The sequence below is a fragment of the Arthrobacter sp. NPDC093125 genome (assembly GCF_044754225.1).
Lineage (GTDB): Bacteria > Actinomycetota > Actinomycetes > Actinomycetales > Micrococcaceae > Arthrobacter.
The window spans coordinates 64,441-88,980 of record NZ_JBIVOQ010000012.1 but is presented as its reverse complement, the minus strand read 5'-3'; the positions used below and the strand labels follow the sequence as shown (position 1 = coordinate 88,980).

General features: G+C 66.4%; 19 protein-coding genes. 9 read left to right on the top strand and 10 right to left on the bottom strand.

Features of this window, described 5'->3' with window-relative positions; translation table 11 throughout:
- Window positions 1-32: 32 nt before the first annotated feature.
- Window positions 33-2,660 (bottom strand): aminopeptidase N, encoded by a 2,628-nt coding sequence (gene pepN / locus ACIP9X_RS17770; RefSeq protein ID WP_400481078.1) that lies wholly within the window; start codon window positions 2,658-2,660, stop codon window positions 33-35.
- 38 nt (window positions 2,661-2,698) lie between these two features.
- Window positions 2,699-3,802 carry a YeiH family protein gene (locus ACIP9X_RS17765; RefSeq protein WP_400481111.1) on the bottom strand — a complete coding sequence of 368 codons (1,104 nt, stop codon included), beginning with the start codon at window positions 3,800-3,802 and terminating at the stop codon, window positions 2,699-2,701.
- Between the two features lie 133 nt (window positions 3,803-3,935).
- Here ACIP9X_RS17765 and ACIP9X_RS17760 point away from each other — a divergent pair, with 133 nt between their 5' ends.
- The 3 genes from ACIP9X_RS17760 (at window position 3,936) to ACIP9X_RS17750 (ending at window position 7,333) form a co-directional block, all read left to right on the top strand.
- On the top strand, window positions 3,936-5,492 hold the full coding sequence (locus tag ACIP9X_RS17760; protein WP_400481077.1) for a circularly permuted type 2 ATP-grasp protein: 1,557 nt from the start codon (window positions 3,936-3,938) through the stop codon (window positions 5,490-5,492).
- Window positions 5,493-5,558: 66 nt separating this feature from the next.
- On the top strand, window positions 5,559-6,485 hold the full coding sequence (locus ACIP9X_RS17755) for an alpha-E domain-containing protein (protein WP_400481076.1): 927 nt from the start codon (window positions 5,559-5,561) through the stop codon (window positions 6,483-6,485).
- Window positions 6,482-7,333 (top strand): transglutaminase N-terminal domain-containing protein, encoded by an 852-nt coding sequence (locus ACIP9X_RS17750; protein WP_400481075.1) that lies wholly within the window; start codon window positions 6,482-6,484, stop codon window positions 7,331-7,333. Before ACIP9X_RS17755 ends, ACIP9X_RS17750 begins: the two co-directional genes overlap by 4 nt.
- A gap of 107 nt (window positions 7,334-7,440) precedes the next feature.
- On the opposite strand, the gene ACIP9X_RS17745 is transcribed toward ACIP9X_RS17750, so the two are convergent.
- Together ACIP9X_RS17745 and glgC are read right to left on the bottom strand one after the other, a co-directional pair.
- On the bottom strand, window positions 7,441-8,892 hold the full coding sequence (locus tag ACIP9X_RS17745) for an SDR family NAD(P)-dependent oxidoreductase (protein WP_400481074.1): 1,452 nt from the start codon (window positions 8,890-8,892) through the stop codon (window positions 7,441-7,443).
- 82 nt (window positions 8,893-8,974) lie between these two features.
- Window positions 8,975-10,375 (bottom strand): glucose-1-phosphate adenylyltransferase, encoded by a 1,401-nt coding sequence (gene glgC / locus ACIP9X_RS17740; protein WP_400481073.1) that lies wholly within the window; start codon window positions 10,373-10,375, stop codon window positions 8,975-8,977.
- Window positions 10,376-10,477: 102 nt separating this feature from the next.
- On the opposite strand from glgC, the gene glgA reads away from it, so the two are divergent.
- Complete coding sequence (glgA, locus tag ACIP9X_RS17735) at window positions 10,478-11,674, top strand: glycogen synthase (RefSeq protein WP_400481072.1); 1,197 nt, start codon at window positions 10,478-10,480, stop codon at window positions 11,672-11,674.
- A gap of 88 nt (window positions 11,675-11,762) precedes the next feature.
- Here the strand turns inward: glgA and ACIP9X_RS17730 are convergent, their stop codons facing one another.
- Window positions 11,763-13,820, bottom strand: a complete 2,058-nt coding sequence (locus ACIP9X_RS17730; RefSeq protein WP_400481071.1) for an acyl-CoA dehydrogenase — start codon at window positions 13,818-13,820, stop codon at window positions 11,763-11,765.
- Between the two features lie 34 nt (window positions 13,821-13,854).
- Entirely contained in the window at window positions 13,855-14,538 is a 684-nt protein-coding gene (locus tag ACIP9X_RS17725; protein WP_400481070.1) for a TetR/AcrR family transcriptional regulator, read from the bottom strand.
- A 61-nt stretch (window positions 14,539-14,599) separates the two neighbouring features.
- Between ACIP9X_RS17725 and ACIP9X_RS17720 the strand changes: the two genes are divergently transcribed.
- Genes ACIP9X_RS17720 through ACIP9X_RS17710 form a run of 3 tightly spaced genes read left to right on the top strand, consistent with a single transcriptional unit; the run spans window position 14,600 to window position 18,210 of the window.
- On the top strand, window positions 14,600-15,955 hold the full coding sequence (locus tag ACIP9X_RS17720; RefSeq protein ID WP_400481069.1) for an acetyl-CoA C-acetyltransferase: 1,356 nt from the start codon (window positions 14,600-14,602) through the stop codon (window positions 15,953-15,955).
- A gap of 9 nt (window positions 15,956-15,964) precedes the next feature.
- Entirely contained in the window at window positions 15,965-17,302 is a 1,338-nt protein-coding gene (locus ACIP9X_RS17715) for a 3-oxoacyl-ACP reductase (protein WP_400481068.1), read from the top strand.
- Window positions 17,299-18,210 (top strand): MaoC/PaaZ C-terminal domain-containing protein, encoded by a 912-nt coding sequence (locus ACIP9X_RS17710; RefSeq protein WP_400481067.1) that lies wholly within the window; start codon window positions 17,299-17,301, stop codon window positions 18,208-18,210. The genes ACIP9X_RS17715 and ACIP9X_RS17710 overlap by 4 nt, the downstream gene beginning before the upstream one ends.
- On the opposite strand, the gene ACIP9X_RS17705 is transcribed toward ACIP9X_RS17710, so the two are convergent.
- The 3 genes from ACIP9X_RS17705 to ACIP9X_RS17695 form a co-directional block, all read right to left on the bottom strand.
- On the bottom strand, window positions 18,207-19,325 hold the full coding sequence (locus ACIP9X_RS17705; RefSeq protein WP_400481066.1) for an aromatic acid exporter family protein: 1,119 nt from the start codon (window positions 19,323-19,325) through the stop codon (window positions 18,207-18,209). The two genes, ACIP9X_RS17710 and ACIP9X_RS17705, sit on opposite strands and share 4 nt — an antisense overlap.
- 82 nt (window positions 19,326-19,407) lie before the next feature.
- Window positions 19,408-20,469 (bottom strand): glutathione S-transferase family protein, encoded by a 1,062-nt coding sequence (locus ACIP9X_RS17700; protein ID WP_400481065.1) that lies wholly within the window; start codon window positions 20,467-20,469, stop codon window positions 19,408-19,410.
- A gap of 9 nt (window positions 20,470-20,478) precedes the next feature.
- Complete coding sequence (locus ACIP9X_RS17695) at window positions 20,479-21,243, bottom strand: M50 family metallopeptidase (RefSeq protein WP_400481064.1); 765 nt, start codon at window positions 21,241-21,243, stop codon at window positions 20,479-20,481.
- Window positions 21,244-21,353: 110 nt separating this feature from the next.
- Between ACIP9X_RS17695 and ACIP9X_RS17690 the strand changes: the two genes are divergently transcribed.
- Complete coding sequence (locus ACIP9X_RS17690; protein ID WP_400481063.1) at window positions 21,354-21,818, top strand: GatB/YqeY domain-containing protein; 465 nt, start codon at window positions 21,354-21,356, stop codon at window positions 21,816-21,818.
- Between the two features lie 377 nt (window positions 21,819-22,195).
- Here the strand turns inward: ACIP9X_RS17690 and ACIP9X_RS17685 are convergent, their stop codons facing one another.
- Complete coding sequence (locus ACIP9X_RS17685) at window positions 22,196-22,825, bottom strand: hypothetical protein (RefSeq protein WP_400481062.1); 630 nt, start codon at window positions 22,823-22,825, stop codon at window positions 22,196-22,198.
- Window positions 22,826-23,041: 216 nt separating this feature from the next.
- On the opposite strand from ACIP9X_RS17685, the gene ACIP9X_RS17680 reads away from it, so the two are divergent.
- Window positions 23,042-24,508 carry an APC family permease gene (locus ACIP9X_RS17680; protein WP_400481061.1) on the top strand — a complete coding sequence of 489 codons (1,467 nt, stop codon included), beginning with the start codon at window positions 23,042-23,044 and terminating at the stop codon, window positions 24,506-24,508.
- Window positions 24,509-24,540: the final 32 nt, after the last annotated feature.

The window sequence follows — 24,540 nt, the reverse complement described above, 5'->3', positions numbered from 1 at the left end:
GCCCTAGAACGCGTGCCCTAGTAACGCGTGCCCTAGTAACGCGGTGACACTGCCTGGGCCCTGAGCGCACGGTGCAGGTGGCTCCGCTGTTCGATGATGATGCGGCGCAGCGCCGGTGGCGCGTCCCGGTGCTCACCGAGCCAGGAATCCGTCCGCACAATCACCGGGTGTTCATCGGGGGAGCCCGTGCCTGGGAGGAGGTCCTGAGAGGCGGGATAGAGCCCGCGGAGGATCCGGCCGGCTATCTCGATGCTGCGCCCGGCCCAGACCGGTTCCAGGCAGTCGAAGTACGGCTCGACGAAGGGGTCCAGCAGCTCCGGCGGGCTGGTGTTGAAGCCGGCAATCGTGGCGCTGAGCAGCTGGTTGGACAGTTCGGTGTCGTGCACTGCTGCATTCCACGCAGCAGCCTTGACGGCCGCGTCTGGCCGGGCGGCGAGCCCGGTGACGTGCCCCGCGCGTCCGGAGGCTGTCAGGTCCTTGGACAGCTCGGCGTCGAGCTCGTCCTCGCCGGCGCGGCCGTGGGCGGCGAGGGCGTGCCAGAGGCTCCACCGGAGTTCTGCGTCGACCGCGAGGCCAGGCACAGTTTCAGTGCCGTCCAGCAGGCCGCGCAGCAGGGGCAGCTGGCTGCCGTCCTTGCGGCTGAGCGTGGCCAGCGTCCGCGCCCAGGCTAGCTGCTGGTCCGAACCGGGGGAGGCCCGCCGAAGTTCAGCGGCGGCGGCCGTGGTGAACGCTTCCCGGAGGCCAGGGCGTTCACCGGACGCTGCGAAGTGTTCCAGTGCTGTCGAAGCGTTGCCGAGGACATTCAGCAGGACGCCGATGCCCGTCTCGGCAGGCGCGAACTGCTGTACGGCCTGCAGGTACAGGGAGGCTGGGAACAGTCCGTCGCGGGCCGAGTTCCACAGCGCCGACCAGCACAGGGCCCGGGCCATCGGATCACTGATCCTGTCCAGCGAGGACCGGACGGTTGCCTCGGAGACGGGGTCCAGCCGTACCTTGGCGTAGCTCAGGTCCTCGTCATTCACGAGCAGCAGGGCAGGCGCCGGTTTGCCGGCGAGGGCAGGAATCTCCCCGGCGGCGCCGGCCAGGTCGGACTCGACCGAGTCTGTTCGCACCAGATTGCCGCCGGCGTCGAAGTTGTAGAGCCCGAGGCGCAGCCGGTGCGGACGCAGCTCCTGCCGTCCGGTGGCCGGGTCCAGCGCGTCCTGCAGCAGCGTGACTCTCGCGAGCGCCGGGCCGCCCGGCGTTGCTTCGGTTTCCAGCTCGGCGCTTAGCGTGGAGATGCCGGACGTCTGGAGCCACTGCCGGGCCCAAACTGCAAGGTCCCGGCCTGACGCCCGGCTGAGCGCAGCCAGGAGATCGGCCAGCGTGGTGTTGCCGTACGCGTGTTCCCGGAAGTACTCCCGGGAACCGGCGATAAACGCTTCGAAGCCGACATATGCCACGAGCTGCTTGAGGACGGAGGCGCCCTTCGCATAGGTGATACCGTCAAAGTTCTGCTTGGCCGCTTCAAGGTCCGGAATGTCTGCGACGATCGGGTGGGTGGTGGGCAGCTGGTCCTGGACGTAGGCCCAGGCCTTCCGGTTGTTGGCGAAGTTGACCCAGGCCGTGTCCCATCCGGTTGCCCGGTCCACTCCCAAGGTCCCCATGTAGTCCGCGAACGACTCTTTAAGCCACAGATCGTCCCACCACTGCATCGTGACGAGGTCACCGAACCACATGTGGGCCATCTCGTGCATCAGGGTGTTGGCGCGGCCTTGGTACTGGGAATCAGTGGCACGGGATGTGAAGACGTAGTTCTCAGTGAACGTGGCCAGGCCGGGGTTCTCCATCGCCCCCAGGTTGTACTCGGGCACGAACGCCTGGTCGTACTTTCCCCACGGGTACGGGTAGTCGAAGAGGCTGTTGAAGAACTCCAGCCCCTGCTTCGTGAGCTTAAACAGCTCACCGGTGTCGAAGGAGGCCGCCATGGAGGCCCGGCAGTAAAGGGCCAGCGGCACCTCAAGCCGGGTGCCGTCGTCGAGCGTTGCGCTCCAGTGCTCCTCCGCCCTGAAATATGGGCCCGCCAGCACTGTGGTGATGTAGGTGGACATCGGGAGTGTGGGCAGAAAGTCCCACTGGCTGGCGGCGGGGTCGCCCTCGACCGGGGTGCGCACCGCCTCGGCGCGGTTGGAGGCGACGTGCCACCCGGAGGGTGCGATGACGGAGAAAGTGAAGGCGGCCTTGAGGTCGGGCTGTTCGAAGTTGGCGAAAACGCGGCGGGCGTCGGCGGGCTCGTACTGGGTGTAGAGGTAGCACTGGCCGTCCGCCGGATCGAAGAAGCGGTGCATGCCCTCGCCGGACCTGCTGTAGAGGGCGCTGCCGGCCACCGTGACGGTGTTCTCCGCCTGCAGGTTGTCCAGGCGGATCCGGGCACCGTCCACAACATCCGCGACCGGCAGCGCCACGCCGTTGAGGACCACGCTCTCCACGTCGCCGATGAAGTCCAGGAACGTCGATGCTCCCGCCTGGCGTGCCGAGAAGGTGATGGTGCTCCGGCTGGCGTACCCGGCGGTTTGCTGCTCCGCGGCGCTGCGGACGTCGAGGAGGACGTCGTACGTGTGGGTGGTGATCAGGGCAGACCTGGCTGCCGCTACAGAGCGCTGGAGGTTCGCATTCGACACCCAGTCATTGAATCACGCCGGCTATTGCAGCATGCCGCTCACTGCAGCATCAGGAGTGCCGCGGCCAGGCCCAGCACGGCAATCAGCAGCCACGCCGCCAGTGCCGCGGTGACCGCCCGCAGCCCCGTGTGCAGCAGGGTCTGGATGCGCACCGCAGTCCCGAGGCCGAACAGCGCCGCCCCGAGGAGGATGTCCTGCAGTCCCGCGGCCGCTTCAAGCCCGGCGTGGGGAATCCACCCGGTGGAGCGCAGCGCCACCATCGCCACGAATCCGACGACGAACAGCGGCACCACGGGCGGCAGCGCCTCCGCCGGCAGCCTCGTTCCGGAACCATCGCCCGCAGGGCCGTGGCTTTCACCGGCGGAGGGATTCCCTGCGCGGCGTGCCCGCCGCAGGGACGCGATCCGCTGCTGTACACCGGCGGCCGCCACCATGGGCGCCAGCAGGATGACCCGCGTCAGTTTGACGACGACGGCGATCGCCAGCGCCGCTGGACCCGCGGTCTGGGCAGCGGCCACCACCTGGCCCACATCGTGCACCGAGGCGCCGGTCCACGCGCCGAAGACCTCGGGGCTCAGCCGCAGCGGATGGATCAGCAGCGGGAGGACTCCAATGGCGAGGGTCCCGCAGAGTGTCACGAGAGCCACCGGCAGGACGGTATCCGGGTGCTTGATGCGCCGCACTGCCGCCATCGCCCCGATGGCCGAGGCGCCGCAGATGGAGAAACCCGTGGCGATCAGCAGCGAGGCCTCCCGCGTCAGCCGGAAGAGACGGGAGATTCCGTAGGTTCCCGCGAAGCTGGCCAGCACCACCGCTGCAATCAGCAGCAGCGAGGCCCAGCCGAGGCCGAGCACGTCCCCGATGCCCACCTTCAGACCGAGGAGCACAATGCCGCCGCGCATCAGGTGCTTGCCCGCGAAGTCCAGGCCGGGCCTTGCCCGGCCTGCAGCCCACACCGCGGTGACCGGCAGATTGGCCGCCAGCAGGCCCAGCACCACGGCCAAGGTCATCACCGGAAGGGCCGGAACGGCAGCATGGATAAGGAACGCCAGAGCCAACGCAACCACTGCTGTCAGCAGACCCGGAAGATTCCGGGTAAGGTTCTGATGCGCCACCCTGGGCGGCCGCGGCTGCGGCGGCATCGGGAATCGGAAGTCTGGCACGTCCCAACCTTGCCGGACAGGTGAGGGAAAAGACCAACCGGACGGCCCAGTCAACACGCCAGAGCGCGGTACGGAAATGAATTTGCAACAAAAAGGTGGTTGGCTAATGACCATGTCTGACCTATTCCAGGATTACTCGACGGCCGCCGGCCGCACGGGTGCCTACGACGAGATGTTTGCCCCGGGGCAGACGGCCCGCACGTCCTACGGGCAAGTCGCCGGTGCCCTCCGTGAGCTGTCCCTCGCCGACGTCAGCGCGCGCGCAGACTCGATGGCACGGACCTTCCTGGACCGCGGGGTGACGTTCGACTTTGCGGGGGAGGAGCGGCCGTTCCCGCTGGACATCGTCCCGCGCGTGATTCCAGCCGATGAGTGGGCTGTGCTGGAGCGCGGCGTGGCTCAGCGCGTCAAGGCGCTCGAGGCGTTCCTCAACGACGTCTACGACAAGATGACTGTCGTCTCGGACGGCGTCATTCCCCGCCAGCTGGTCACCACGAGCGCGCACTTCCACCGTGCCGTCCACGGTTTCGAACCGGCTGGCGGCGTCCGCGTGCACATCTCCGGCATCGACGTCGTCCGTGACGCCGCGGGCACGTTTCGCGTCCTTGAGGACAACGTCCGGGTGCCATCAGGCGTCAGTTACGTGCTGGAGAACCGGCGTGCCATGGCGAAGGGCCTTCCCGAGGCGTTCGGATCCCAGCTCATCCGCCCCGTGGAGGAATATCCGCGGCGGCTGCTCTCCGCCCTGCGCAAGACCGCCCCGTCCGGCGTCGACGATCCCACCGTGGTGGTGCTGACCCCCGGCGTCTTCAACAGCGCCTACTTCGAGCACACCCTGCTCGCCGGGCTGATGGGCGTTGAACTCGTTGAGGGCCGTGACCTCATCTGCCGCGGTAACCGCGTCTACATGCGGACCACGGCCGGCGAACAGCGCGTGGATGTCATTTACAAGCGGATCGACGACGACTTCCTTGACCCGCTGCAGTTCCGCTCCGACTCCATGCTTGGATGCCCGGGCCTGGTCAACGCCGCACGCGCCGGCGGCGTCACCATCGCCAACGCCGTGGGCAACGGTGTGGCCGACGACAAACTGGTTTACAGCTACGTTCCGGACCTGATCCGCTACTACCTGGGCGAAGAGCCCGTCATCGCCAACGTGGACACGTTCCGGCTCGAGGAAGACGAAGCGCGCGAGCACGTCCTCGACCGGCTCGATGAACTCGTGGTCAAGCCGGTGGACGGTTCAGGCGGCAAGGGTCTTGTAATCGGACCGGACGCGTCGAGGGAGGAACTGGACGCCCTCCGGAAGCGCATCATCGCGGACCCCCGCGGCTGGATCGCCCAGCCGGTCCTGCAGCTGTCCACGGTGCCCACGCTCAGCGGCGACAAGTTCGGCCCGCGCCACGTGGACCTGCGTCCGTTCGCCGTGAACGACGGCGACGACGTGTGGGTCCTCCCCGGCGGCCTCACCCGCGTGGCGCTGAAGGAGGGCTCCCTGATCGTGAACTCAAGCCAGGGCGGCGGGTCCAAGGACACCTGGGTGCTGGCAGATTCCCCGCAGGTGCCGGTGGAACAGCTGCCGCGGCCGACCATTACCGTCCGCGAACGCGTGTCCGTCTGGCCCGTCGAAAGCAACTGGCGGGACCGCCAGTCGGAGCAGCAGCAGTGACGCCGCACGCACCCGTTCCAACCCCACTTTCATCCACCGCCAGGCTCGCGCAGGAGGTAGCCGCACATGCTTAGCCGAATCGCCGAGTCCCTTTTCTGGATCGGCCGCTACGTTGAACGGGCCGACGGCACCGCCCGCATCCTGGACGTCCACCTGGAGCGGCTGAACCACCTGCCCACGGAGGAGCGCCGCAGCGTCGCCCGGGAGCTGCTCGCAGTCATGGGGGCGCGTCCCCAGGGCGAGGACTTCGGCCTCGAGGAGCTGCTGCACGCCCTCGCCTACGACAAGCACAGCGCCACGTCCATCGCCGGATCACTGGGTGCCGCACGTGAAAACGCCCGCCGCGCCCGCGAGACGGTCTCCTCGGGCCTGTGGGAAAGCCTCAACACCACCTATTACGGCCTGAATCAGCACCGCAAGGACGTGGTGGGCACCTACCGGTACTGCCACTGGGTACTGGAACGCACCGCCATGGTCAGCGGCCTCGCGGACACCACCGTGAGCCACGATGACAGCTGGCTGTTCCTTGCCCTGGGCCGTTCGCTGGAGCGGGCGGACATGACGGCACGCATGCTCTCTACGCGGGACGTCCTCTCCGCAGGCATGTCCTGGGTGAACATGCTGCGCTGCGCCGGTGCGTACGAGTCCTTCCTGCGCACCCGCAGGGCAGCATTCGGAGACCAGCACGCGGCCGAGTTCCTGCTGCTGGACCGCCTCTTCCCGCGCTCCATCGTCTACGCCCTGCGCGACGCGGACGATTACCTGGCGAAGCTCGACCCGACGGCCCAGCGCGTCGGCTTCATTAACGACGCCCGCCGGATTGTGGGCCAGGCGCGCACCTTCCTTGAGTTCCACCGCACCGACGACCTCATGTCGGAGCTGCCGGAACACATGGAGCGCGTGCAGAAGGCTGTTTCGCAGGCCTCGGACGCCATTTCCCGTAAGTACTTCAATCAGGCGGACGAACTGGCCTGGGTGGGAGAAGTTTCATGACCCGGCTGAGCATCATCCACAAGACCGGCTACAAGTACAACAAACGGGTGACGCTGTCCTACAACGAGGCCCGCATGACACCGCTGACGGATCCGCAGCAGGTGGTGCTGGAGTCGTCTCTGAAGGTTTCCCCGTCTCAGGCTGCGGTGAGCAGCTACCGCGACTACTGGGGCACCCGGGTCACGGCCTTTGACATGCAGATGCCGCATGAACACCTCGAAGTGCTCTCCACCACCACGGTCGAAGTGCACCGCGTGGAACGCATCCCCTCGGAAACGGACATCGTGGGCTGGGACCACCTGGCGTCACCCGAGGTGCTGAACCAGCACAGTGATTGGATCCCGCAGTCGCAGCTCACCGGCCCCGGCGACGAGGTGCTCGCCATCATCCCGGGCGTTGTGGAGGGTAAGAACCCGTACGAAGCCGCCATGGCGGTCTTTGAGTGGATGCGGGGGGAGATGACCTACATGAAGGGCACCACCGGCGTCACCACCAACGCCGAACAGGCCTGGAACCAGCGGCAGGGCGTCTGCCAGGACCTCGCGCATCTTGCCATCGGCGCGCTGCGCAGCTGCGGCATCCCCGCCCGGTACGTGTCCGGTTACCTGCACCCGCGTTCGACGGCGGACATCGGTGAGACGGTTGCCGGCCAGTCCCATGCGTGGCTGGAGTGGTGGGACGGCGAATGGCGCAGCTGGGACCCGACCAACCACAAGCCGGCGGGCGATTTCCATGTCACCGTGGCGCGCGGCCGCGACTACCGTGACGTGCCGCCGCTCAAGGGCATCCTGTCCGGCGGCGGAGGCTCCGCCCTCAGCGTGAGTGTCGAAATCACGCGTCTGGCCTAGCGCATGCCTGGCGGCCCCGGCTGCTTAAGCTGAAACTGCGGGCTCCCGGCATTGCCGGGAGCCCGCAGTTCGTACTGTTGCCAGTGAAACTTGCACCGGTGACCCTGTTACCAGGGGCTCGGCTTGTAGTCCTTGAGGAACACGCCGTACTGGTCCTCGCCGTTTTCGCCCATGACGATCGGATCGTACACGCGGGCGGCCCCGTCCACGAGGTCCAGCGGCGCGTGGAAGCCTTCCTCCATGAGCCGGACCTTGGTGTAGTGCGGGCGTTCGTCCGTGATCCAGCCGGTGTCCACGGCCGTCATGAGGATGCCGTCGGTGTCCAGCATTTCCTTGGCGCTGGTCCTGGTCATCATGTTCAGGGCGGCCTTGGCCATGTTGGTGTGCGGGTGGCCAGGACCCTTGTAGGCGCGGGAGAACTGGCCCTCCATCGCAGAGACGTTCACGATGTACTTGCGGCGCGCGGTGGAGCGCCTCATGGCGTCGCGCAGCCTGCTGACCAGCAGGAAGGGCGCCGTCACGTTGCAGAGCTGCACTTCCAGCATTTCCAGCGGGTCAACCTCGTCCAGCACCTGCGTCCAGCTGTTGATGCTGGCGAGGTCGGGCACCAGCCCGCCGGCGTCGATGGCGGTACCGGAGGCAATGCGTTCCAGGGACGCGGAGCCGGTGGACAGGGCAAGCGAGGTGACGGCGTCGCCTGCCAGCACCGGGTGTTCGGTCACGCTGCTGGCGAGGGCAAGCGGGTGCTTGTCATGGGCGTGGCCGAAGGTGACCAGCTCGGGGCCTCCGTTGCCGGCCTGGAGAGCGGCGGGAAGCGGCTCGTCCTCGGCGTCCACCAGCGGCTTGTAGGCATTGCCCGAGCGGCGGACGGTCTGCGCCGCATTGTTGATGATGATGTCCAGGGGTCCGGCGGCGTTGAGGTCGTCGGTGAGCGCCATGACCTGGGACGGGTCGCGCAGGTCGATTCCCACGATCTTCAGCCGGTGCAGCCAGTCAGCACTGTCCTCCATCGCGGCGAAGCGGCGGACGGCGTCCTTCGGGAAGCGCGTGGTGATGGTGGTGTGTGCGCCGTCCCGAAGCAGCCGGAGGGCGATGTACATGCCGATCTTGGCGCGGCCGCCGGTGAGCAGGGCGCGGCGGCCGGCGAGGTCGGTGCGGGCGTCCCGCTTGGTGTGGCTGAACGCCGCGCACTCCGGGCAGAGCTGGTGGTAGAAGGCGTCTACCTGGGTGTAGTGCTGCTTGCAGATGTAGCACGGCCGGGACCTGATGAGGTGGCCGGCCACCTTGCCGGTCGCCGAGGGGGCGAGTTTGTTGCCGCGGGTTTCGTCGTCAATCCGGTCCGGGGCCGCCGTCGCCGTCTGGGCGAGCACGGCCCGGTCAGCATCTGCGATGAGGTCGCGCTTGGTCACCCGGCGGTGGCGCTTGACGGCCTTGAACATCTTCCCGGTGGCGCGTCGCACCGAGACGTAGTCAGGGTGCTCCTCGTCGTAGACGTGGATGGTGTTCAAAACCTTGAGGCAGGCCTGAATCTCTTCAGGCGTCAGATCGGAGGAGCTCATTGATCAAATTTTACAGCCTGTTGGGATTCGGGCCTGCCTCAGTGCGTGCCGGGGAGGGCAGGTCAGCGCAGGTGCGCGGCGGCTACCGCGACGGGGAGTCCACGCCGACGGCGGCCGCCTGGACCTTGCCCACGTGCTCGACGGAACTGCGGACCTCAGGCCAGTTCTCGGTGGCAGCCTTCACGGCGTCCGGAACAAGGTGGAGGTTGGCCGCGGACAGCTTCCGCTCGGCGTCGTCCGGTTCCGGAACCGACTGCCCCTTGGAGAGCACTGTGATGCCCGAATCGGTGACCTTGAAGCCGCGGGCGCGGTCCAGCTCCGGGTCAAGGCCGATGGCTGCACCGGCCGGGACGCGCACGTTCTTGTCGATGATGGCGCGCCGTACCACGGCACCCTCACCGATCTGCACCTTGTCCATCAGCACGGAGTCAATGACGCGGCTGGCAGTTCCGACGTACACGTCGTTGGACAGCACGGAGCCCTCGACGATGCCGCCGGAGATGACCACGCCGCTGGCAACGATCGAATCAAGGGCGGTCCCCACAGTATTGTTGTCGCCGCGGACGAACTTGGCCGGCGGGGCGATGCTCTGGCGGGTGTAGATGGGCCACTCGGAGTTGTACAGGTTGAACACCGGCAGCGGCGAGATCAGGTCCATGTGGGCGTCGTAGAACGAATCGATGGTGCCGACGTCACGCCAGTAGGTGCGATCACGTTCGGTGGACCCGGGGATGTCGTTGAGCGTGAAGTCGTAGACGCCGGCCTCACCGCGGTTCACGAAGTAGGGGATGATGTCCCCGCCCATGTCGTGTTTGGTGTCCAGGCGTTCGGCGTCGACATGCAGCGCGTCCACCAGGGCATCCGCGTTGAAGACATAGTTGCCCATGGATGCCAGGAACTGGCTCGGGTCGGCTGCGAGTCCCGGCGTTGACGCGGGCTTTTCCACGAACGCCGCGATTTTCTTCGGATCCTCCTGATCCACCTCGATGACGCCGAACTGGTTGGCCATGTTCAGGGGCTGGCGGACGGCGGCAACGGTGGCCTTGGAGCCGCTGAGGACGTGCTGCTCCACCATCTGGGCGAAGTCCATCCGGTACACGTGGTCGGCGCCGACCACGACGACGATGTCCGGGTTGGCGTCGTGGATCAGGTTCAGCGACTGGTAGATGGCGTTGGCGCTGCCCAGGAACCAGCTCTTGCCCACGCGCTGCTGCGCGGGAACGGAGGCGACGTAGTTGCCGAGCTGGGTGGACATGCGCCAGGTCTCGGAGATGTGGCGGTCAAGGCTGTGGGACTTGTACTGCGTCAGGACCACGATCTGCAGATAGCGGGAGTTCACGAGGTTGGAGAGGGCGAAATCGATCAGCCGGTAACTCCCCGCAAACGGCACGGCTGGTTTGGCCCTGTCCGCCGTCAGCGGCATCAGGCGGTTGCCCTCCCCGCCAGCCAGGACAATCGCCAATACTTTCTTAGTCAACGGCATAGTAGTCGCTCCCTGTACACCTTCGTAAACTCCCCAACAGTCCGGCACGCCCGGACTTCTTCACACTAGAACAGATAAGCGTCAAGGACTACCTTGGGCATCATGCGAATAGACATTGTGACTAAAGAGTTCCCGCCGGAGATCTACGGCGGTGCAGGTGTCCACGTAGCCGAGCTGAGCCGTGTCCTGGCCCAGCACGTCGACCTGCAGGTGCGTGCCTTTGGTGCAGCGAGGGATGCCGACTACCACGGGGCGAACGTGACCTCCTACTCCGTTCCGGAGGATCTCGGGTCAGCGAACGCGGCAGTCCAGACGCTCGGCGTGGATCTGCGAATCGTGCCTGACGTCGAAGGCGCCGACTTGGTCCATTCGCATACCTGGTACGCCAACATGGCCGGACACCTGGCCTCGCTGCTGCACAGCATCCCGCATGTGCTGAGCGCGCACAGCCTGGAACCGCTCCGCCCGTGGAAGGCCGAGCAGCTCGGCGGTGGCTACGCGCTGTCCTCCTGGGTGGAGAAGACCGCCTACGAGGCGGCGGCCGCCATCATCGCCGTGTCAGAGGGCATGCGCCAGGACATCCTGCGCAGCTACCCCGAGGTCGATCCGGCCAAGGTCAAGGTGGTGCACAACGGCATCGACGTCAGCCTGTGGAACCGGGACGAGAACGACGACGTTGTCCGCTCCCTCGGCATCGACCCTGAGCTGCCCAGCGTGGTGTTCGTGGGACGGAACACGCGGCAGAAGGGCGTTCCCTACCTCCTGCGCGCTGCCGCAAAGCTTCCTGCCGACGTGCAGCTGGTGCTGTGCCTCGGGGCCGCTGACACCCCCGAGCTCGCCGCCGAAACCGCGCGGCTGATCGAGGAGCTGCAAAGCCAGCGCAGCGGTGTTGTCCTCATTGAGCGGATGCTGCCCCGCAACGAACTCATCCAGGTCCTCAGCCACGCCACTGCATTCGCGTGCCCGTCCATCTACGAACCGCTGGGCATCGTGAACCTGGAAGCCATGGCGTGCGGCGCCGCCGTCGTGGCCAGCGCCACCGGCGGCATCCCCGAGGTGGTGCAGCACGGCGACACCGGACTGCTCGTGGACCTCGAACAGGTGACCGACGGGACCGGCACGCCGCTGGATCCGGAGAAGTTCGTCACTGACTTTGCCGCTGCCCTCACTGAAGTGGTCTCCGACCCCCAGCGCGCCCGCGCCATGGGTGAGGCCGGCAGGCGGCGCGCCGAGGAGCACTTCTCGTGGGAGTCCATTACCGAGACCACCCTCGACGTCTACCGCTCAGTGCTCAAATAGCAGCAGCTGAAGCGGGCTGCTGCATTAACGCCCGACATTAACGCCCGACGGCGGCGCTCCCCACGGTGGGGAGCACCGCCGTCGGGGTTTAAGCTGACTTTTCGTCGATCGGGGCGCTGCCGCTGGCCCGCTGGACGCGGTAGAACCCGCGCGCCTCGTCTTGCCGGAGTTTTTCGGCCCCGGTGGCGATGGCAGCCCGCAGGTGCTCCGGACCGTAACCGAAGGCGTCGACCAGATCCAGGGCGTGCGGCCGGATCTTGACCAGTAGCCTGTCGATGTAGCCGCCCACGGCCCGTGCCCGCTGCATGGAAAGCCGGCCGTTCATCAGGTACCAGGACAGGTTCTTCTCGATCAGGGAGAGCCCGAAGAGATCCCTGAGCCACGTGAGCACCGTCTTCGTCCCCGGATCCCCGACCTGCGCCAGGGCCTCGGTAAACGCTTCCCACTGCAGCAGCTCCGCGTGCGCCTGCGCCGCATCGATGAGCTCGTTCTGGTGCCGGTTGAAGACGGCGGCAGCCTCGCGCTGGGGAAGCCTGTTGGCACCCCTCAGGGAAGTGGCGGCCTCGGCAACCATGGTCTGCACCCGGTCGGTGAGCAGGGCACGCTGGCTCTCCTCATCCCGCAGTGCGATTGCCGCCTTCTGCGGCAGTCCGGTGTCCGCCACGAACTGGGCGACGCCCCGCAGGCCGGTCCGGTGGATGGCGGTGCCCGCCGCCTGGTTGACGACATAGCGCGCCAGGACCCCGAAGTTGACGTTGCGGAATTCCCTGGCGTAGTCAGCCAGCAGCCGCTTGGCCACCAGCTGAAGCAGTACCGTGTTGTCCCCTTCGAAGGTGACGTAGACGTCCAGGTCGGCGCGGAGCGAGGCGAAGCGGTTCTCGATCAGGAAGCCGGCGCCGCCGCACGCCTCGCGGCACTCCTGCAGGGTGTCCAGCGCGTGCCATGTGCTCAGCGGCTTGAGGGCTGCGGCGAGGGTCTCCAGATCTTGCCGGTCCGCGTCGGTGCAGTCCGCGCCGGAGAACACGTCATCGAACCTTTGCAGCAGCTGCTCGTGGGCGAACGCGGCGGCGTACGTGGTGGCCAGGCGCGTGAACAGGCGGCGCTGGTGCCTCTGGTAGTCAAGGAGCACCTCTTCCTCGGTCAGGGAGGATGAGTTGAACTGGCGGCGCTCGGTGGCATAGGTAATGGCAGTCTTCAGGGCCAGCTTCGAGGCGGCGACGGCGGCGCCGTCGAGGCTGACCCTGCCTTGGACGAGGGTGCCGAGCATCGTGAAAAAGCGCCGGCCCGGGCTGGCGATGGGCGAGCTGTAATGTCCGTCGGCATCCACGTCGCCGTAGCGGTTGAGCAGGTTGCTGCGGGGGATCCTGACATTGCTGAAGTGCAGGCGGCCGTTGTCGATCCCGTTCAGGCCGCCTTTGACGCCGTCGTCCTCGCCGCCGATCCCGGGCAGGAACTCCTTGGTGTCGGGGTCGCGCAGGTCCACATAGAACGCGTGGACCCCGTGGTTCACGCCGCGGGTGACGAGCTGCGCGAACACCACGGCAGCCAGGCCGTCGACGGCGGCGTTGCCGATGTAGTCCTTCCAGGCCCCACGGAAAGGCGTGTTGATCACGAATTCCTGGGTGCCGGCGTCGTACGTGGCAGTAGTGGCGATACTCGCCACGTCCGATCCGTGTCCCGTCTCCGTCATGGCAAAGCAGCCGGGGATATCCAGGTTCATGATGCCGGGCAGCCACTTCCGGTGGTGCCCGCCGGTGCCGAGGTGCATCACGGCCGAACCAAAGAGCCCCCACTGCACGCCGGCCTTGATTTGGAGGGACGGGTCGGCGGTGACCAATTCCTCGAAGCCTGCAATGTTGCCGCCGTGGTCATCCGAACCGCCCAGGTCCGCCGGGAAGGCGCGGTGCACGCCGCCGTTGTCCACGAGGTAGCGGAGCTGCCCGAACGTGCGCTGCCGGTGTTCGGTGTGCGTGAGGCCCTCGATCTTGTGCAGCTCGGGGTGCGCAGCAAGTTCCCGCGCCTGGCGCCGGATGTCCGCCCATTTCCCCAGCAGCTGCTCACCAAGCGCCGCCACGTCGACGGCGGGCTGGCCTCCGTCGGCTGTGCCAGCGGTGGTGTCAGAGGGGCGGTCCGCTACTTCAGTCATATCGCTTCCTTCGTTGGGTCTGACAAATGTGGGTTTATGGGACGTCGTTGAGCTCGGGTGCGATGCCCACGCACAGCCATGCCGTGATCTGGCGTGCCATCGTTTCCTGGTCAGGCTTCCCGGGGGAGTCCGGGCTGGCCAGCCATTGTTCACCCGCGTTGCGGACAAGCCCGATCGCGGCATTGGGCCAGTAGCCGATCACAGCCTCCTTGCCCGGGCCGAGGTGGGTGCGCATGGGACGGGCGATCATGTCCGCGATGGAATCGAAAAAGTGGCCCAGTGCCCCTGCCGTGGCGATGCTCTGACTGCCGTCGGGGTCCGCTGCTGAGTAGCGGGTGACGAACGTATAGACATTGGGGCTGGTCTCGGCCATCTGCAGATACGCCGAGACCATGGCGAAAAGGCCCTCGCGTGGGGTCTGGGCCGCCTGCGCCGCTTCCTGGATCCGCCGCTGCATCTGGTTCAACACCACGTCGCCCACAGCCTGCTGAAGGCCGGCTTTGTCCCCAAAGTACCGGTAGAAAACGGACTTCGAGGTCCCGGCGGCCGCGGCGATGTCCTCCATCGAGGCATCGCTGCCAAGCAGGTGGACCGCCCGGCGGGCAGCTTTGATGAGCTCCCTGCGGCGCTCCTCACGGTGGGACTGCCACCTGGAAGCCCGGCCGTCGACTGCAGCGGATACGGGTTGGGAATCGCCGGGAGGCGGGGGGTTGTTCACGATACCCAGCGTATCAGGTACGCTGGGTATCGATAACCCAAGCGGAACAAAGGAGACTCGCATGTCCACTGAGGGACAGTCATTGAATGGAACCAGCGAAGCTGTAGCCTCATCCGGCCGGAACCTGCGTTCGGCCGTCGTGGTGGGCGGCAACAGGATCCCCTTTGCGCGCACGGGCGGCGCCTACACAAAGTCGTCGAACCAGGACATGCTCACGGCCGCCCTCGACGGCCTGGTGGCCCGCTTCGGGCTGCAGGATGAGCGGATCGGAGAAGTTGCCGCAGGCGCGGTGCTGAAGCACTCACGGGACTTCAACCTGACCCGTGAAGTGGTCCTCGGGTCGGCGCTCTCTGCCGAGACCCCCGCCTATGACCTGCAGCAGGCATGCGCCACAGGGCTCGAAGCGGTGCTGAGCCTGGCCAACAAGGTCAGGCTCGGGCAGATCGACTCGGCCATCGCCGGGGGTGTCGATTCCGCGTCCGATGCGCCCATCGCCGTGAGCGAGGGCCTGCGGGAAATACTGCTGGACCTGAGCCGTGCCAAAACCCTGCCGCAGCGGCTGCAGGTTCTCGCGAGGCTGCGCCCCAAGGACCTCGCCCCCGACGCTCCCAGCACCGGTGAACCCCGGACAGGCCTGTCCATGGGAGAGCACCAGGCTCTGACCACTGCGCAGTGGAAGATCACCCGCGAGGCGCAGGACGAAGTGGCCTACAACAGCCACCGCAATCTCGCCGCCGCCTACGAGTCCGGATTCTTCGATGACCTCCTCACCCCCTACCGCGGGCTGAGCAAGGACTCGAACCTTCGGCCGGACACCAGCCTTGAGAAGCTGGCCACCCTGAAGCCTGTCTTCGGCCGCAACCTCGGCTCGGAAGCGACCATGACAGCAGGCAACTCCACCCCGCTGACCGACGGAGCCTCAACCGTTCTGCTGGCTTCAGAGGAGTGGGCTGACACCCATGGTCTGCCCAAGCTCGCTGCCATCGTGGATGGTGAAGCTGCGGCAGTGGACTTCGTCCATGGTAAGGACGGCCTGCTGATGGCCCCGGCGTTCGCAGTGCCGCGCCTGCTCGCACGCAACGGCCTGACCCTGGACGACATCGACTACTTTGAAATCCACGAGGCCTTTGCCGGAACCGTCCTGAGCACACTCGCCGCATGGGAGGACGAGGACTTCGGACGCACACGGCTTGGCCTGGTCGGTGCGTTCGGCAAGGTAGACCGCTCCCGGCTCAACGTCCACGGCTCCTCCCTCGCGGCCGGGCACCCGTTCGCCGCCACCGGCGGGCGCATTGTGGCGACCCTGGCCAAGATGCTGCATGAGAAGGGCGCCGACAACGGGCGGCCCGCGCTCGGCCTCATTTCCGTCTGCGCTGCCGGCGGACAGGGTGTTGCCGCACTGTTGGAAGCACGCTAGGGGATTCCGATGACGGATACATATACGCGGCTGGTCAGCAAGGGTCCGGGCAGGGACGTCGCGAAGAAGCTTGGGCTCCCGCAGCCGGCCGCGCTCCGGCGCTACGAACCCCGCCAGCCCCTCCCTGCCGGTCCGGTGCTGGTCATAGGGGCGAGTGCAGGAGCGGACGACCTCGCCGGGGAGCTCCTGGACTGGGACGTGGAGGTCCGCCGGCATGCTGTGGCCAAGGAGCGGGTGGGGGCCATCGTGCTGGTCTTGGACGATCTCCAATCGCCCGCCGATCTTGAACAGCCGGTGCTCACCGCGGGACCCGCCCTGCGGGAGCTGGCACCGAACGGGCGGGTGGTCACCATTTCCCGCGCACCCGACGGCGGCCGGCCGGCCGCTGCTGCTGCCCGCCAAGGGGTTGACGGGCTGCTCCGCTCCGTGGCCAAGGAACTGTGGGCCGGAGCCACGGGCAACGGCATCGTCCTTACCGAGGGCGTCAGCGCCACGGCTCCCTCCGTGCTGGGTGCGCTCCGGTTCTTCCTCTCGGGCCGCTCGGCCTTCGTCGATGGACAGTTCCTGCGGGTCGGGTCGCCGTCGGGAAGCCTCCCCGCCGTGCCGGACGCGCCGCTCACGGGGAAGGTTGCCGTCGTCACGGGCGCCGCCCGCGGCATCGGGGCGTCAATTGCACGAACGCTGCACCGGGACGGAGCAACGGTGGTGGCTGTGGACATTCCCGCCGCGGGAGACCATCTGGCCGAGGTCGCCAACGGGATCCGGGGCACAGCGCTCCAGCTCGATGTCACGCGGGAGGACGCCGGCCAGCGGATCATTGACCACGCCGTCAGCCGGCACGGACGGCTGGACATCATGGTGCACAACGCGGGCATAACCCGGGACAAGCTGCTGGTCAACATGGATCACGGGCGGTGGAGTTCCGTTATCGGCGTGAACCTTGAGGCCCAGCTGCGGATCAATGAAGCCTTACTGGCCTCCGGCCACTTCCGCTCTGCTCCAAGAATCGTTTCCGTGGCGTCCACCAGCGGCATTGCGGGCAACCGCGGCCAGACGAACTACGCGGCCTCCAAGGCCGGTGTGATCGGCATGGTCCGCGCCACGGCCCCTCTGCTTGCAGAATATGGCGGCTCCATCAATGCTGTGGCTCCGGGTTTCATTGAGACGGAGATGACGGCCCGCATGCCGTTTGCTCCACGGGAGATCGCGCGGCGGCTCAACTCGCTCCAGCAGGGCGGGCGCCCGGAAGACGTTGCCGAAGCCATCGCGTTCCTCGCCAGCGATGCCGCCGGAGGCATCTCCGGACAGGTGCTCAGGGTGTGCGGTCAAAACCTGGTGGGCGCATGAGCATGGCCCAGCCCGTCATCCTGGGCGAGATGCCGTCGCTGTCCAAGCTGTATGTAAATGCGGCGGCAGGGGCGGCGCGCCGTCGGATTCTTGGCTCCCCGGCCGGTGCCGCCCTGCCTGCCGTGAGCCACGAAGTGCGGGAGGTGCGGGCCGACGTCGAAAACCTGACCGCGTACCAGCACCTGGTCGGTGAGACGGCGAGCGATGTGCTTCCCGCAGGGTTTCTGCACGCCATGGCGTTCCCAGTGGCAATGAGCGTTCTGAACCGGGACGACTTTCCGTTGCCGCTGCTTGGCATGATCCACCTCCGGAACGTAGTGGAGCAGTTCATCCCGGCGCGGTTCACCGAGCCTTTGGACATCACGGCCCGCGCGGAGGGGCTGCGTGCCCACCGGGCGGGAACGCAGCTGGACGTCCTGGCCGAAATCCGCGGATCAGGGGACGGCGCCGTACGCTGGCGCGGCGTTTCGACGTACCTTGCGAAGGGGGTCTTTCTTCCCGGGATAGATAAAGCATCGGCTGAGGTCCGGGCAGGGGACTTCAAGGCGCCGGACCCGACGGCGGTCTGGCAGCTGGGAGTCGACACCGGGCGTGCGTACGCGGCAGTCTCCGGGGACTTCAATCCCATCCACCTCAGTGTGTTGTCCGCCAAGGCCCTGGGGCTGCGGCGGTCAATCGCCCATGGCATGTATCTGGCGTCCCGCGCGCTCGCGGATGTCGGGGCAGCCAGGGGCGACTCGTTCCGCTGGGATGTCTCCTTCGACGCGCCGGTGTACCTCCCGGCGCGCGTGGCGCTGGAGATCTCTACCGTGCAGGGCGAGGGCGACGCCTGGCTGAAGTCGGACTACGTGGCCTGGAACCGGAGCTCCGGCCGCAAGTATTTCAGCGGATCCGTCAGCGCCCTCTAGCTATCCTCCGCCCGGGTCACGCGCAAAATCCTGTGGAGGCTGAGCAGGATGGATTCCGCGGCGCTGGGCGCACCGGTGTCGGTGTCGTCCTCCAGGATGCGTGCCCTCAGGGCGTCGACGGCCCGGTGCGCTGCCTGCTTCAGTTCATCCCGCCGCACTGAGTCCTCCTCTTCCGCGGCGCGCAGAACCTCTCCGACGGCGGTGAGCGCCTTGGCGAGCGGCTCACTGTGGGCGATCGGGATGGTGAAGGGCAGGTCCTTGTTCCAGATGACCTCGGCGAGGACCTCGGTCATGTCCTGGATGTAGAACGTGATGCGTTCCAGGTCGCGGAGGTTGCGGTAGTCCAGATCCACGTCGCGGGGGTGGAAGCGCCGCCGCGGGTTTGCCTCGCGGCTTGCGTCTGCCCGCTGCACGGCGGCGCGGACAGACCTGGCCGACCTTGCCAGTTCGTCAGACCGGAGGGACCAGTCCTCGTGCTCCGGCGGCCACTTCTCGTGGACTGCCGCCCCCATGTCCGTCAGCTGCCTGGCCAGGGCAAGCCGCAGCTCGGCCAGGCTGAGGGCCGCCGCATTGAAGTGGAGGGGCGGGAAAACGAGCAGATTGACGGCGACTCCCACGGCGACCCCGACGCCCATTTGGAACAGGTAGCCGTACGAGAAATCGTCGGGATTGCTACCGCCTACCAGCAGCACCAGCAGCGCCGCCGTCGGAATCCAGTCCCGGCCGGCCCGCAGCCGGGGGAGCCCGGCCAGCAGCACGCCGAGGGCCATCACCAGGCCAACCGACAGCGGAGTAGCGCCGAAGCTGAGCAGCAGGAAGGCCAGCCCGATTCCTGCGGCGAGGCCCACAAGCGTCTGGAGGCCTTGTCGCATGGAGCCGGCGACGTTTTCGTACATCACCACGAGGGCGCCGAGGGGCGCGTAGTAGGCGTACTTGGCTGCAGCCCCGGGCATGTGCGGGGCGATGAGGAACGCCACGCCCGCGGCCAGCCCTGCCTTGGCTGCCAGCTGGAGGCGCGGCGCCGCAAGGGCACGCCGCAGTCTTTCGGCCGTGGTCCGTCCGAACTTCCGCGCCCAAGATTCTCCGGCTGAGGTCTCCTGTTTCAGCGTGCTCATCGGGCCAACACTAGGTTGGCTGCCCGGATGCAACAAATGGATAAACCAAAGCTGGAGGCCCGGAAGCCCTGGCGTGCAGCCGTCAGCCGGCTCCGTGCCCGGGGGCGACTTCTTCCCCGGCCCGGACAGGCCCAGGCGGGGTTCCTTCGCCAAAGGGGCTCCCGCCCAGCGCTTCCCGGCCGTGCGGAGTGAGCCACCCGGACAGATCGGGTCCTGCAGGAACGATGCGGGTCGGGTTGATGTCCTCATGGACGATGTAATAGTGCTGCTTGATCTGCACGAAGTCGATGGTGTCCCCGAAGCCCGGGGTCTGGAACAGGTCCCGCGCGTAGCCCCACAGGTTCGGCATCTCGCTGAGCTTGTTCCGGTTGCACTTGAAGTGCCCGTGGTAGACGGCGTCGAACCGCGCCAGCGTTGTGAAGAGCCGTATGTCAGCCTCGGTGATGGAATCACCCACGAGATACCGCTGCCCTCCCAGCCGTTCCTCCAGCCAGTCCAGGGCCGTCCATAGGCGCTCGTAGGCGGCGTCGTATGCTTCCTGGGAGCCGGCGAAACCGCACCGGTAAACGCCGTTGTTCACCTCGGTGAAGACGCGCTTGTTGACGCTGTCGATTTCAGTCCGGAGGTGTTCCGGATAAAGCTGTGGCGCGCCCGGCCGGTGGAAGTCAACCCACTCCGTGGAGAAGTCGAGCGTGATCTGCGGGTAGTTGTTGGTCACAACCGCACCGCTGGCGATGTCGACGATGGCGGGAACGGTAATGCCGCGCGGATAGTCGGGGAACCGCCGGAAGTACGCATCCTGGATCCGCTCGATGCCGAGGACGGGATCCTTGCCGTCGGGGTCGAGGTCGAAGGTCCAGGAACGGGCGTCATGCGTGGGGCCGGGCTGGCCGAGCGAGATGACGTCCTCCAATCCCAGCAGGCGTCGGACGATGACTGTCCGGTTGGCCCAGGGGCAGGCCCGGGCAGCAATCAGCCGGTAGCGGCCCGGTTCCACAGGCCAGCCCGGCTCGCCGTTGGGCCCGGGGTGTCCGTCACGGGTGATCCGGTCCTCGATGTAGTTCGTGTCTCGGTTGAATTCACCGCCGGTGACGTAGGCGCCCTTGGTGCTGTATTCCTTGACGCTGCTGGGATACTCGTTCATGAACCCACACTAAGCGCCCCCTGCGAAGATCCGCGACATCGGCTGCCAGGCAACAGCCCATGAAGCGGCCACAACGAGGGAGAAAAGGGCGATCCAGACCCCGGACGGCACCGCCGTCGCGCGGTACAGGATGTACGCGTCCGAGGTGGCCAGCTGGTCGCGCCGGCGGAGGTGCACGTTCGTGAGCTTGGCCAGGTCCCGGACGGCGGCCACCAGCAGGGCAAGTCCCAGGATGATGGCCACGTGCCCCGTGAAAGCTGACGGCACTGCGAGGACCAGTGCGCCGGCACAGAGCACTGTGGCCAGCAGGATAAGTACGCCGGCCGCATTGCGGATGAAGATCATCGATGCAAGCAGAACAAGCAGCCCGGCAGACATCGCGGCGGGGCCCCAGCCGTTGAACCCTGACCAGACCAGTGCGGCACCCGTGACGCCGGGGACCGGATAGCCCCAAAATCCTGACCACACTGCCGCGAAGCGCCCTCGGGTAAAGGAGGTGGTGGTGCCGGAGTGGTTGAGCCTCAGCTTGATCCCGCCCAGACGTTGGCCGCTGGTGAGGGCCGCAAACGCATGTCCGAGTTCGTGAGTCACCGTCGCGAACAGTCCGAAGTACCGCCACGTTGCGCTCGGGACGGAAAGGACGACGGCGACCAGGACGACGGTGAGCAGTTCGGTAACGGTGACCGCAGGAACCTCGGACCGGGCGAAACCTGCGGCGATCCGGTTCCACCATTCCTCGGGCACGGTCTGGACTGCGGGGGCGAAATAAACCATAGGGATCAAGGCTACCGCCGGCAGGCGGGGGAGATGTGCGCTGGCCGCTTAAGGTGCACGATGGAATTACCCACGCCCTTGCGGTACCGCTACTGCTGGATAAGGAAGCCATGAGCACATTGAAGGAACGCCTGCACGCCGACGTTGTCGCCCACATGAAGGATCGCAACAAGGTGGCCCTCACCACGGTCCGCAATGTCCTCGGGGAGATCGAAACGCGTGAGAAGTCGGGCAAGACGCCGGTGGAACTGGATGACGCCCAGGTCACGGCTCTGCTGCAGAAGGAGGCCGGGAAACGCCGCGACACCGCCCGGATTTACACGGAAGCGGGAGAGAGCCACCGCGCTGCAGCGGAAGTTGCCGAGGCCGAAGTCATTGAGGCGTACCTGCCCCGGCCGCTCACGGCAGCCGAGGTCGAGGCAATCGTGGATGAATCCATCGAAGCCCTCAGGTCGGAGGGCGCCGAGTTGTCACTGCGGCACATGGGCGCCGTGATGAAGCCTGTGACGGCACGGGTTGCCGGACGTTTCGACGGCAAAGCCGTCAGCGAGATCGTCCGGGCGCGCCTGTCCTGATCTCCGGTTTCCTTCCTGGCGTCCCGCTCTCCTGAGTCTCGGCGTACTCCTGAGTCTCGACGCGGCGGCGGAATGGGAGGAGGATTTAAGCACACCCACACTAAGGAGGTCGGTGATGTGCTATTCATCGTGCGAGGGGTGGCGGAGCTACAGGAAGGATCGCGCCCGGGAAACCGAAGACAGCCAGGAGACGAGGCCGGACAAGGCCCCGGAGCCTCAGGTGCAGACAGAGGAATCCAGGATGTGGGCCTACCTCGCCCGAATGGAAAAGAGCGCTGCTGATCAGCCTGACCGGATCAGCGAACGCGTCTGAGTACTGAAAGTCCAGGCACAAAAATCTGAAAGGCTCCGCACGCGCGGGGCCTTTCGACGTCGGGCTATTCCAGAAGCCTCTTCTTGGCGAAGGCCAGATACTCTCCGGCTGCCTCCTCGAACCCGAAGTCCTGCCAGTACGCCTTCAGCGTGGCTTTGGCCTCTTCATACTCGGCCGAGCCCTCCGGGGGAGAGCCATCGCCCGCGGCCGGCACGGCATGGACGACTACCAGGTCCACGGACCGGCCGACGGTTTCGACGATGGCGTGGAGGAAGGTGTATCCCATCCGCCCGCCCCGGTACTCAGGGAGGATCTCCAGGGTGGAAACGATCATCAGGTCGCCGCCGTCCTGCAGGTACTCGGTGACCAGGTCCGGGCGCTCGGCAGTGAGCATCTCCGCGATCCGTGCCATGTCCGGGTCGGCGCCGTCCGTCGTGACGAACAGATTGATCATTCCGGCTTTCGGAACGACCTGGACGACGGCGTTGCCCACCGGCACTTCTTCGCCCTCCGCAGCGCCGCCCTCGTGCGCAGAGTCTTCTGCCCCTGCCGCGCTGCCAGGCGTCCCGCCGCCAGTCGTGACGGTAATCTCCCATCGCATCGGATAGTCCCGCGGGACATGCTCCATTCCTGGAACGCCCCGGTAGCGGAGCTTGTACTCAAAGGTCAGCAATTCCGGGTCGATCACGGTCATGAGGCCGTCCTTGAGGTGGCAGCATCTTCGCTTACACGGGCAGTCTATGCCGGGACACTGCCCGTCAGGAATGGGAGCCGACGAGTCCGCATCCGACTGTTCCCGGGCCGCTGTTGCCAAAGTGATAGTGGAGGGCCAGAGTGAAGTAAGTCACATCAAGGCCCGGAACCGGCAGCGGCGGCCGCCGAAGGGGCCGAACACGCTGTGGAGGTCACCATGAGCACCACCTCTGACGAACTGCACGACACATCTGCTGAAGGCACCGAACCTGAGCTCAAACGTGTCCTGGGGCCCAAACTCCTGCTCCTGTTCATTGTGGGCGACATCCTGGGTGCCGGGGTCTATGCGGTCACCGGAACCATGGCCGGGACTGTCGGCGGCATCGTCTGGCTGCCGTTCCTGCTGGCATTCGTCGTCGCCACGCTGACGGCGTTTTCCTATTTGGAGCTTGTGACGCAATACCCCCAGGCGGCGGGTGCAGCGCTGTACACGCATAAGGCGTTCGGAATTCACTTCGTGACCTTCCTGGTTGCGTTCGCCGTCGTCTGCTCCGGCATCACGAGTGCCTCAACGTCTGCGAATGTGCTCGCCCAGAACTTTTTCGGTGGCCTGGAGATCAATGGCTGGATGGCCGTGCCGGACCAGAGCGTGATCACGGCAGTTGCACTCGGTTTCATGCTGCTGCTGGCTGCGATCAATTTGCGCGGCGTGGGGGAGAGCGTAAAGTTCAACGTCGTCCTCACACTGGTCGAGATGACGGCCCTGTGCATCGTCATCGGCGTCGGTTTTTATGTCATGGCGCAGGGGACGGGCAACGCTGGGGAAATTACTGTCTTCACCGATTACCAGGACAAAGGACTATTCCTGGCAGTCACAGCGGCCACCTCCATCGCCTTCTTTGCGATGGTGGGCTTCGAGGACTCCGTGAACATGGTCGAGGAAACGAAGAACCCCGAACACATCTTCCCCCGGACCATGCTGACCGGCCTCGGCGTGGCGGTGATCCTTTACATGCTGGTCGCCGTTTCCGTTGTCAGCGTGCTCTCGCCCACCGAACTTGAGGGGATCAGGGAGGCTGAAGGTGCCGCGCTTTTGGAGGTCGTGCACAAGGGCTCCCCGGACTTCCCGATTGACAGGGTTTTTCCGTTCCTTGCTGTCTTCGCCGTCGCCAACACTGCGCTGATCAACATGTTGATGGCCAGCCGGCTCATCTACGGGATGGCCCGGCAGGCCGTCCTGCCGCGGCCGTTGGGGAAAGTGCTGCCGACCCGCCGCACGCCCTGGGCCGGGATCGCGTTCTCAACCGTCCTTGCGCTGGGTCTGATCTGGTACGTCACCGGTGATCCCGAAAGCAATATCGTGGCGAACCTGTCGGGCACAACGGCGTTCCTGCTGCTGTGCGTGTTTACCGTGGTCAATGTTGCGTGCGTCGTGCTCCGCGGCAAAAGGGACCCTGACCGCAAGGTCTTCTTCACGTCCCCAGGGCCGCTGCCGATCGTCGCGGCGCTGCTGTGTGCTTTCCTCGCCGGTCCCTGGGTGGGCCGCAACGTCATCCAGTATCAAATTGCGGGCGGACTGATGGCCATCGGTGTCCTGCTCTGGGTCATCACATGGCTGGTCAACAGGAGGACCAATGCCGGGAAGGGCGGGCCGGCCGGTGCCAGCCACAGCGGTCATCCATGACCTGCCGGAACCTCGGCCGTGGCCTCCATGGC

Bases quoted from the DNA above. Each gene is read 5' to 3' on its own strand.
- ACIP9X_RS17705 (WP_400481066.1), bottom strand. From the start codon at position 19,325: ATGAGCACGCTGAAACAGGAGACCTCAGCCGGAGAATCTTGGGCGCGG.
- ACIP9X_RS17710 (WP_400481067.1), top strand. From the start codon at position 17,299: ATGAGCATGGCCCAGCCCGTCATCCTGGGCGAGATGCCGTCGCTGTCC.
- glgA (WP_400481072.1), top strand. From the start codon at position 10,478: ATGCGAATAGACATTGTGACTAAAGAGTTCCCGCCGGAGATCTACGGC.
- ACIP9X_RS17720 (WP_400481069.1), top strand. From the start codon at position 14,600: ATGTCCACTGAGGGACAGTCATTGAATGGAACCAGCGAAGCTGTAGCC.
- ACIP9X_RS17715 (WP_400481068.1), top strand. From the start codon at position 15,965: ATGACGGATACATATACGCGGCTGGTCAGCAAGGGTCCGGGCAGGGAC.
- ACIP9X_RS17730 (WP_400481071.1), bottom strand. From the start codon at position 13,820: ATGACTGAAGTAGCGGACCGCCCCTCTGACACCACCGCTGGCACAGCC.
- ACIP9X_RS17765 (WP_400481111.1), bottom strand. From the start codon at position 3,802: ATGCCGCCGCAGCCGCGGCCGCCCAGGGTGGCGCATCAGAACCTTACC.
- ACIP9X_RS17680 (WP_400481061.1), top strand. From the start codon at position 23,042: ATGAGCACCACCTCTGACGAACTGCACGACACATCTGCTGAAGGCACC.
- ACIP9X_RS17700 (WP_400481065.1), bottom strand. From the start codon at position 20,469: ATGAACGAGTATCCCAGCAGCGTCAAGGAATACAGCACCAAGGGCGCC.
- ACIP9X_RS17750 (WP_400481075.1), top strand. From the start codon at position 6,482: ATGACCCGGCTGAGCATCATCCACAAGACCGGCTACAAGTACAACAAA.
- ACIP9X_RS17685 (WP_400481062.1), bottom strand. From the start codon at position 22,825: ATGACCGTGATCGACCCGGAATTGCTGACCTTTGAGTACAAGCTCCGC.
- ACIP9X_RS17745 (WP_400481074.1), bottom strand. From the start codon at position 8,892: ATGAGCTCCTCCGATCTGACGCCTGAAGAGATTCAGGCCTGCCTCAAG.
- ACIP9X_RS17760 (WP_400481077.1), top strand. From the start codon at position 3,936: ATGTCTGACCTATTCCAGGATTACTCGACGGCCGCCGGCCGCACGGGT.
- glgC (WP_400481073.1), bottom strand. From the start codon at position 10,375: ATGCCGTTGACTAAGAAAGTATTGGCGATTGTCCTGGCTGGCGGGGAG.
- ACIP9X_RS17695 (WP_400481064.1), bottom strand. From the start codon at position 21,243: ATGGTTTATTTCGCCCCCGCAGTCCAGACCGTGCCCGAGGAATGGTGG.
- ACIP9X_RS17755 (WP_400481076.1), top strand. From the start codon at position 5,559: ATGCTTAGCCGAATCGCCGAGTCCCTTTTCTGGATCGGCCGCTACGTT.
- ACIP9X_RS17690 (WP_400481063.1), top strand. From the start codon at position 21,354: ATGAGCACATTGAAGGAACGCCTGCACGCCGACGTTGTCGCCCACATG.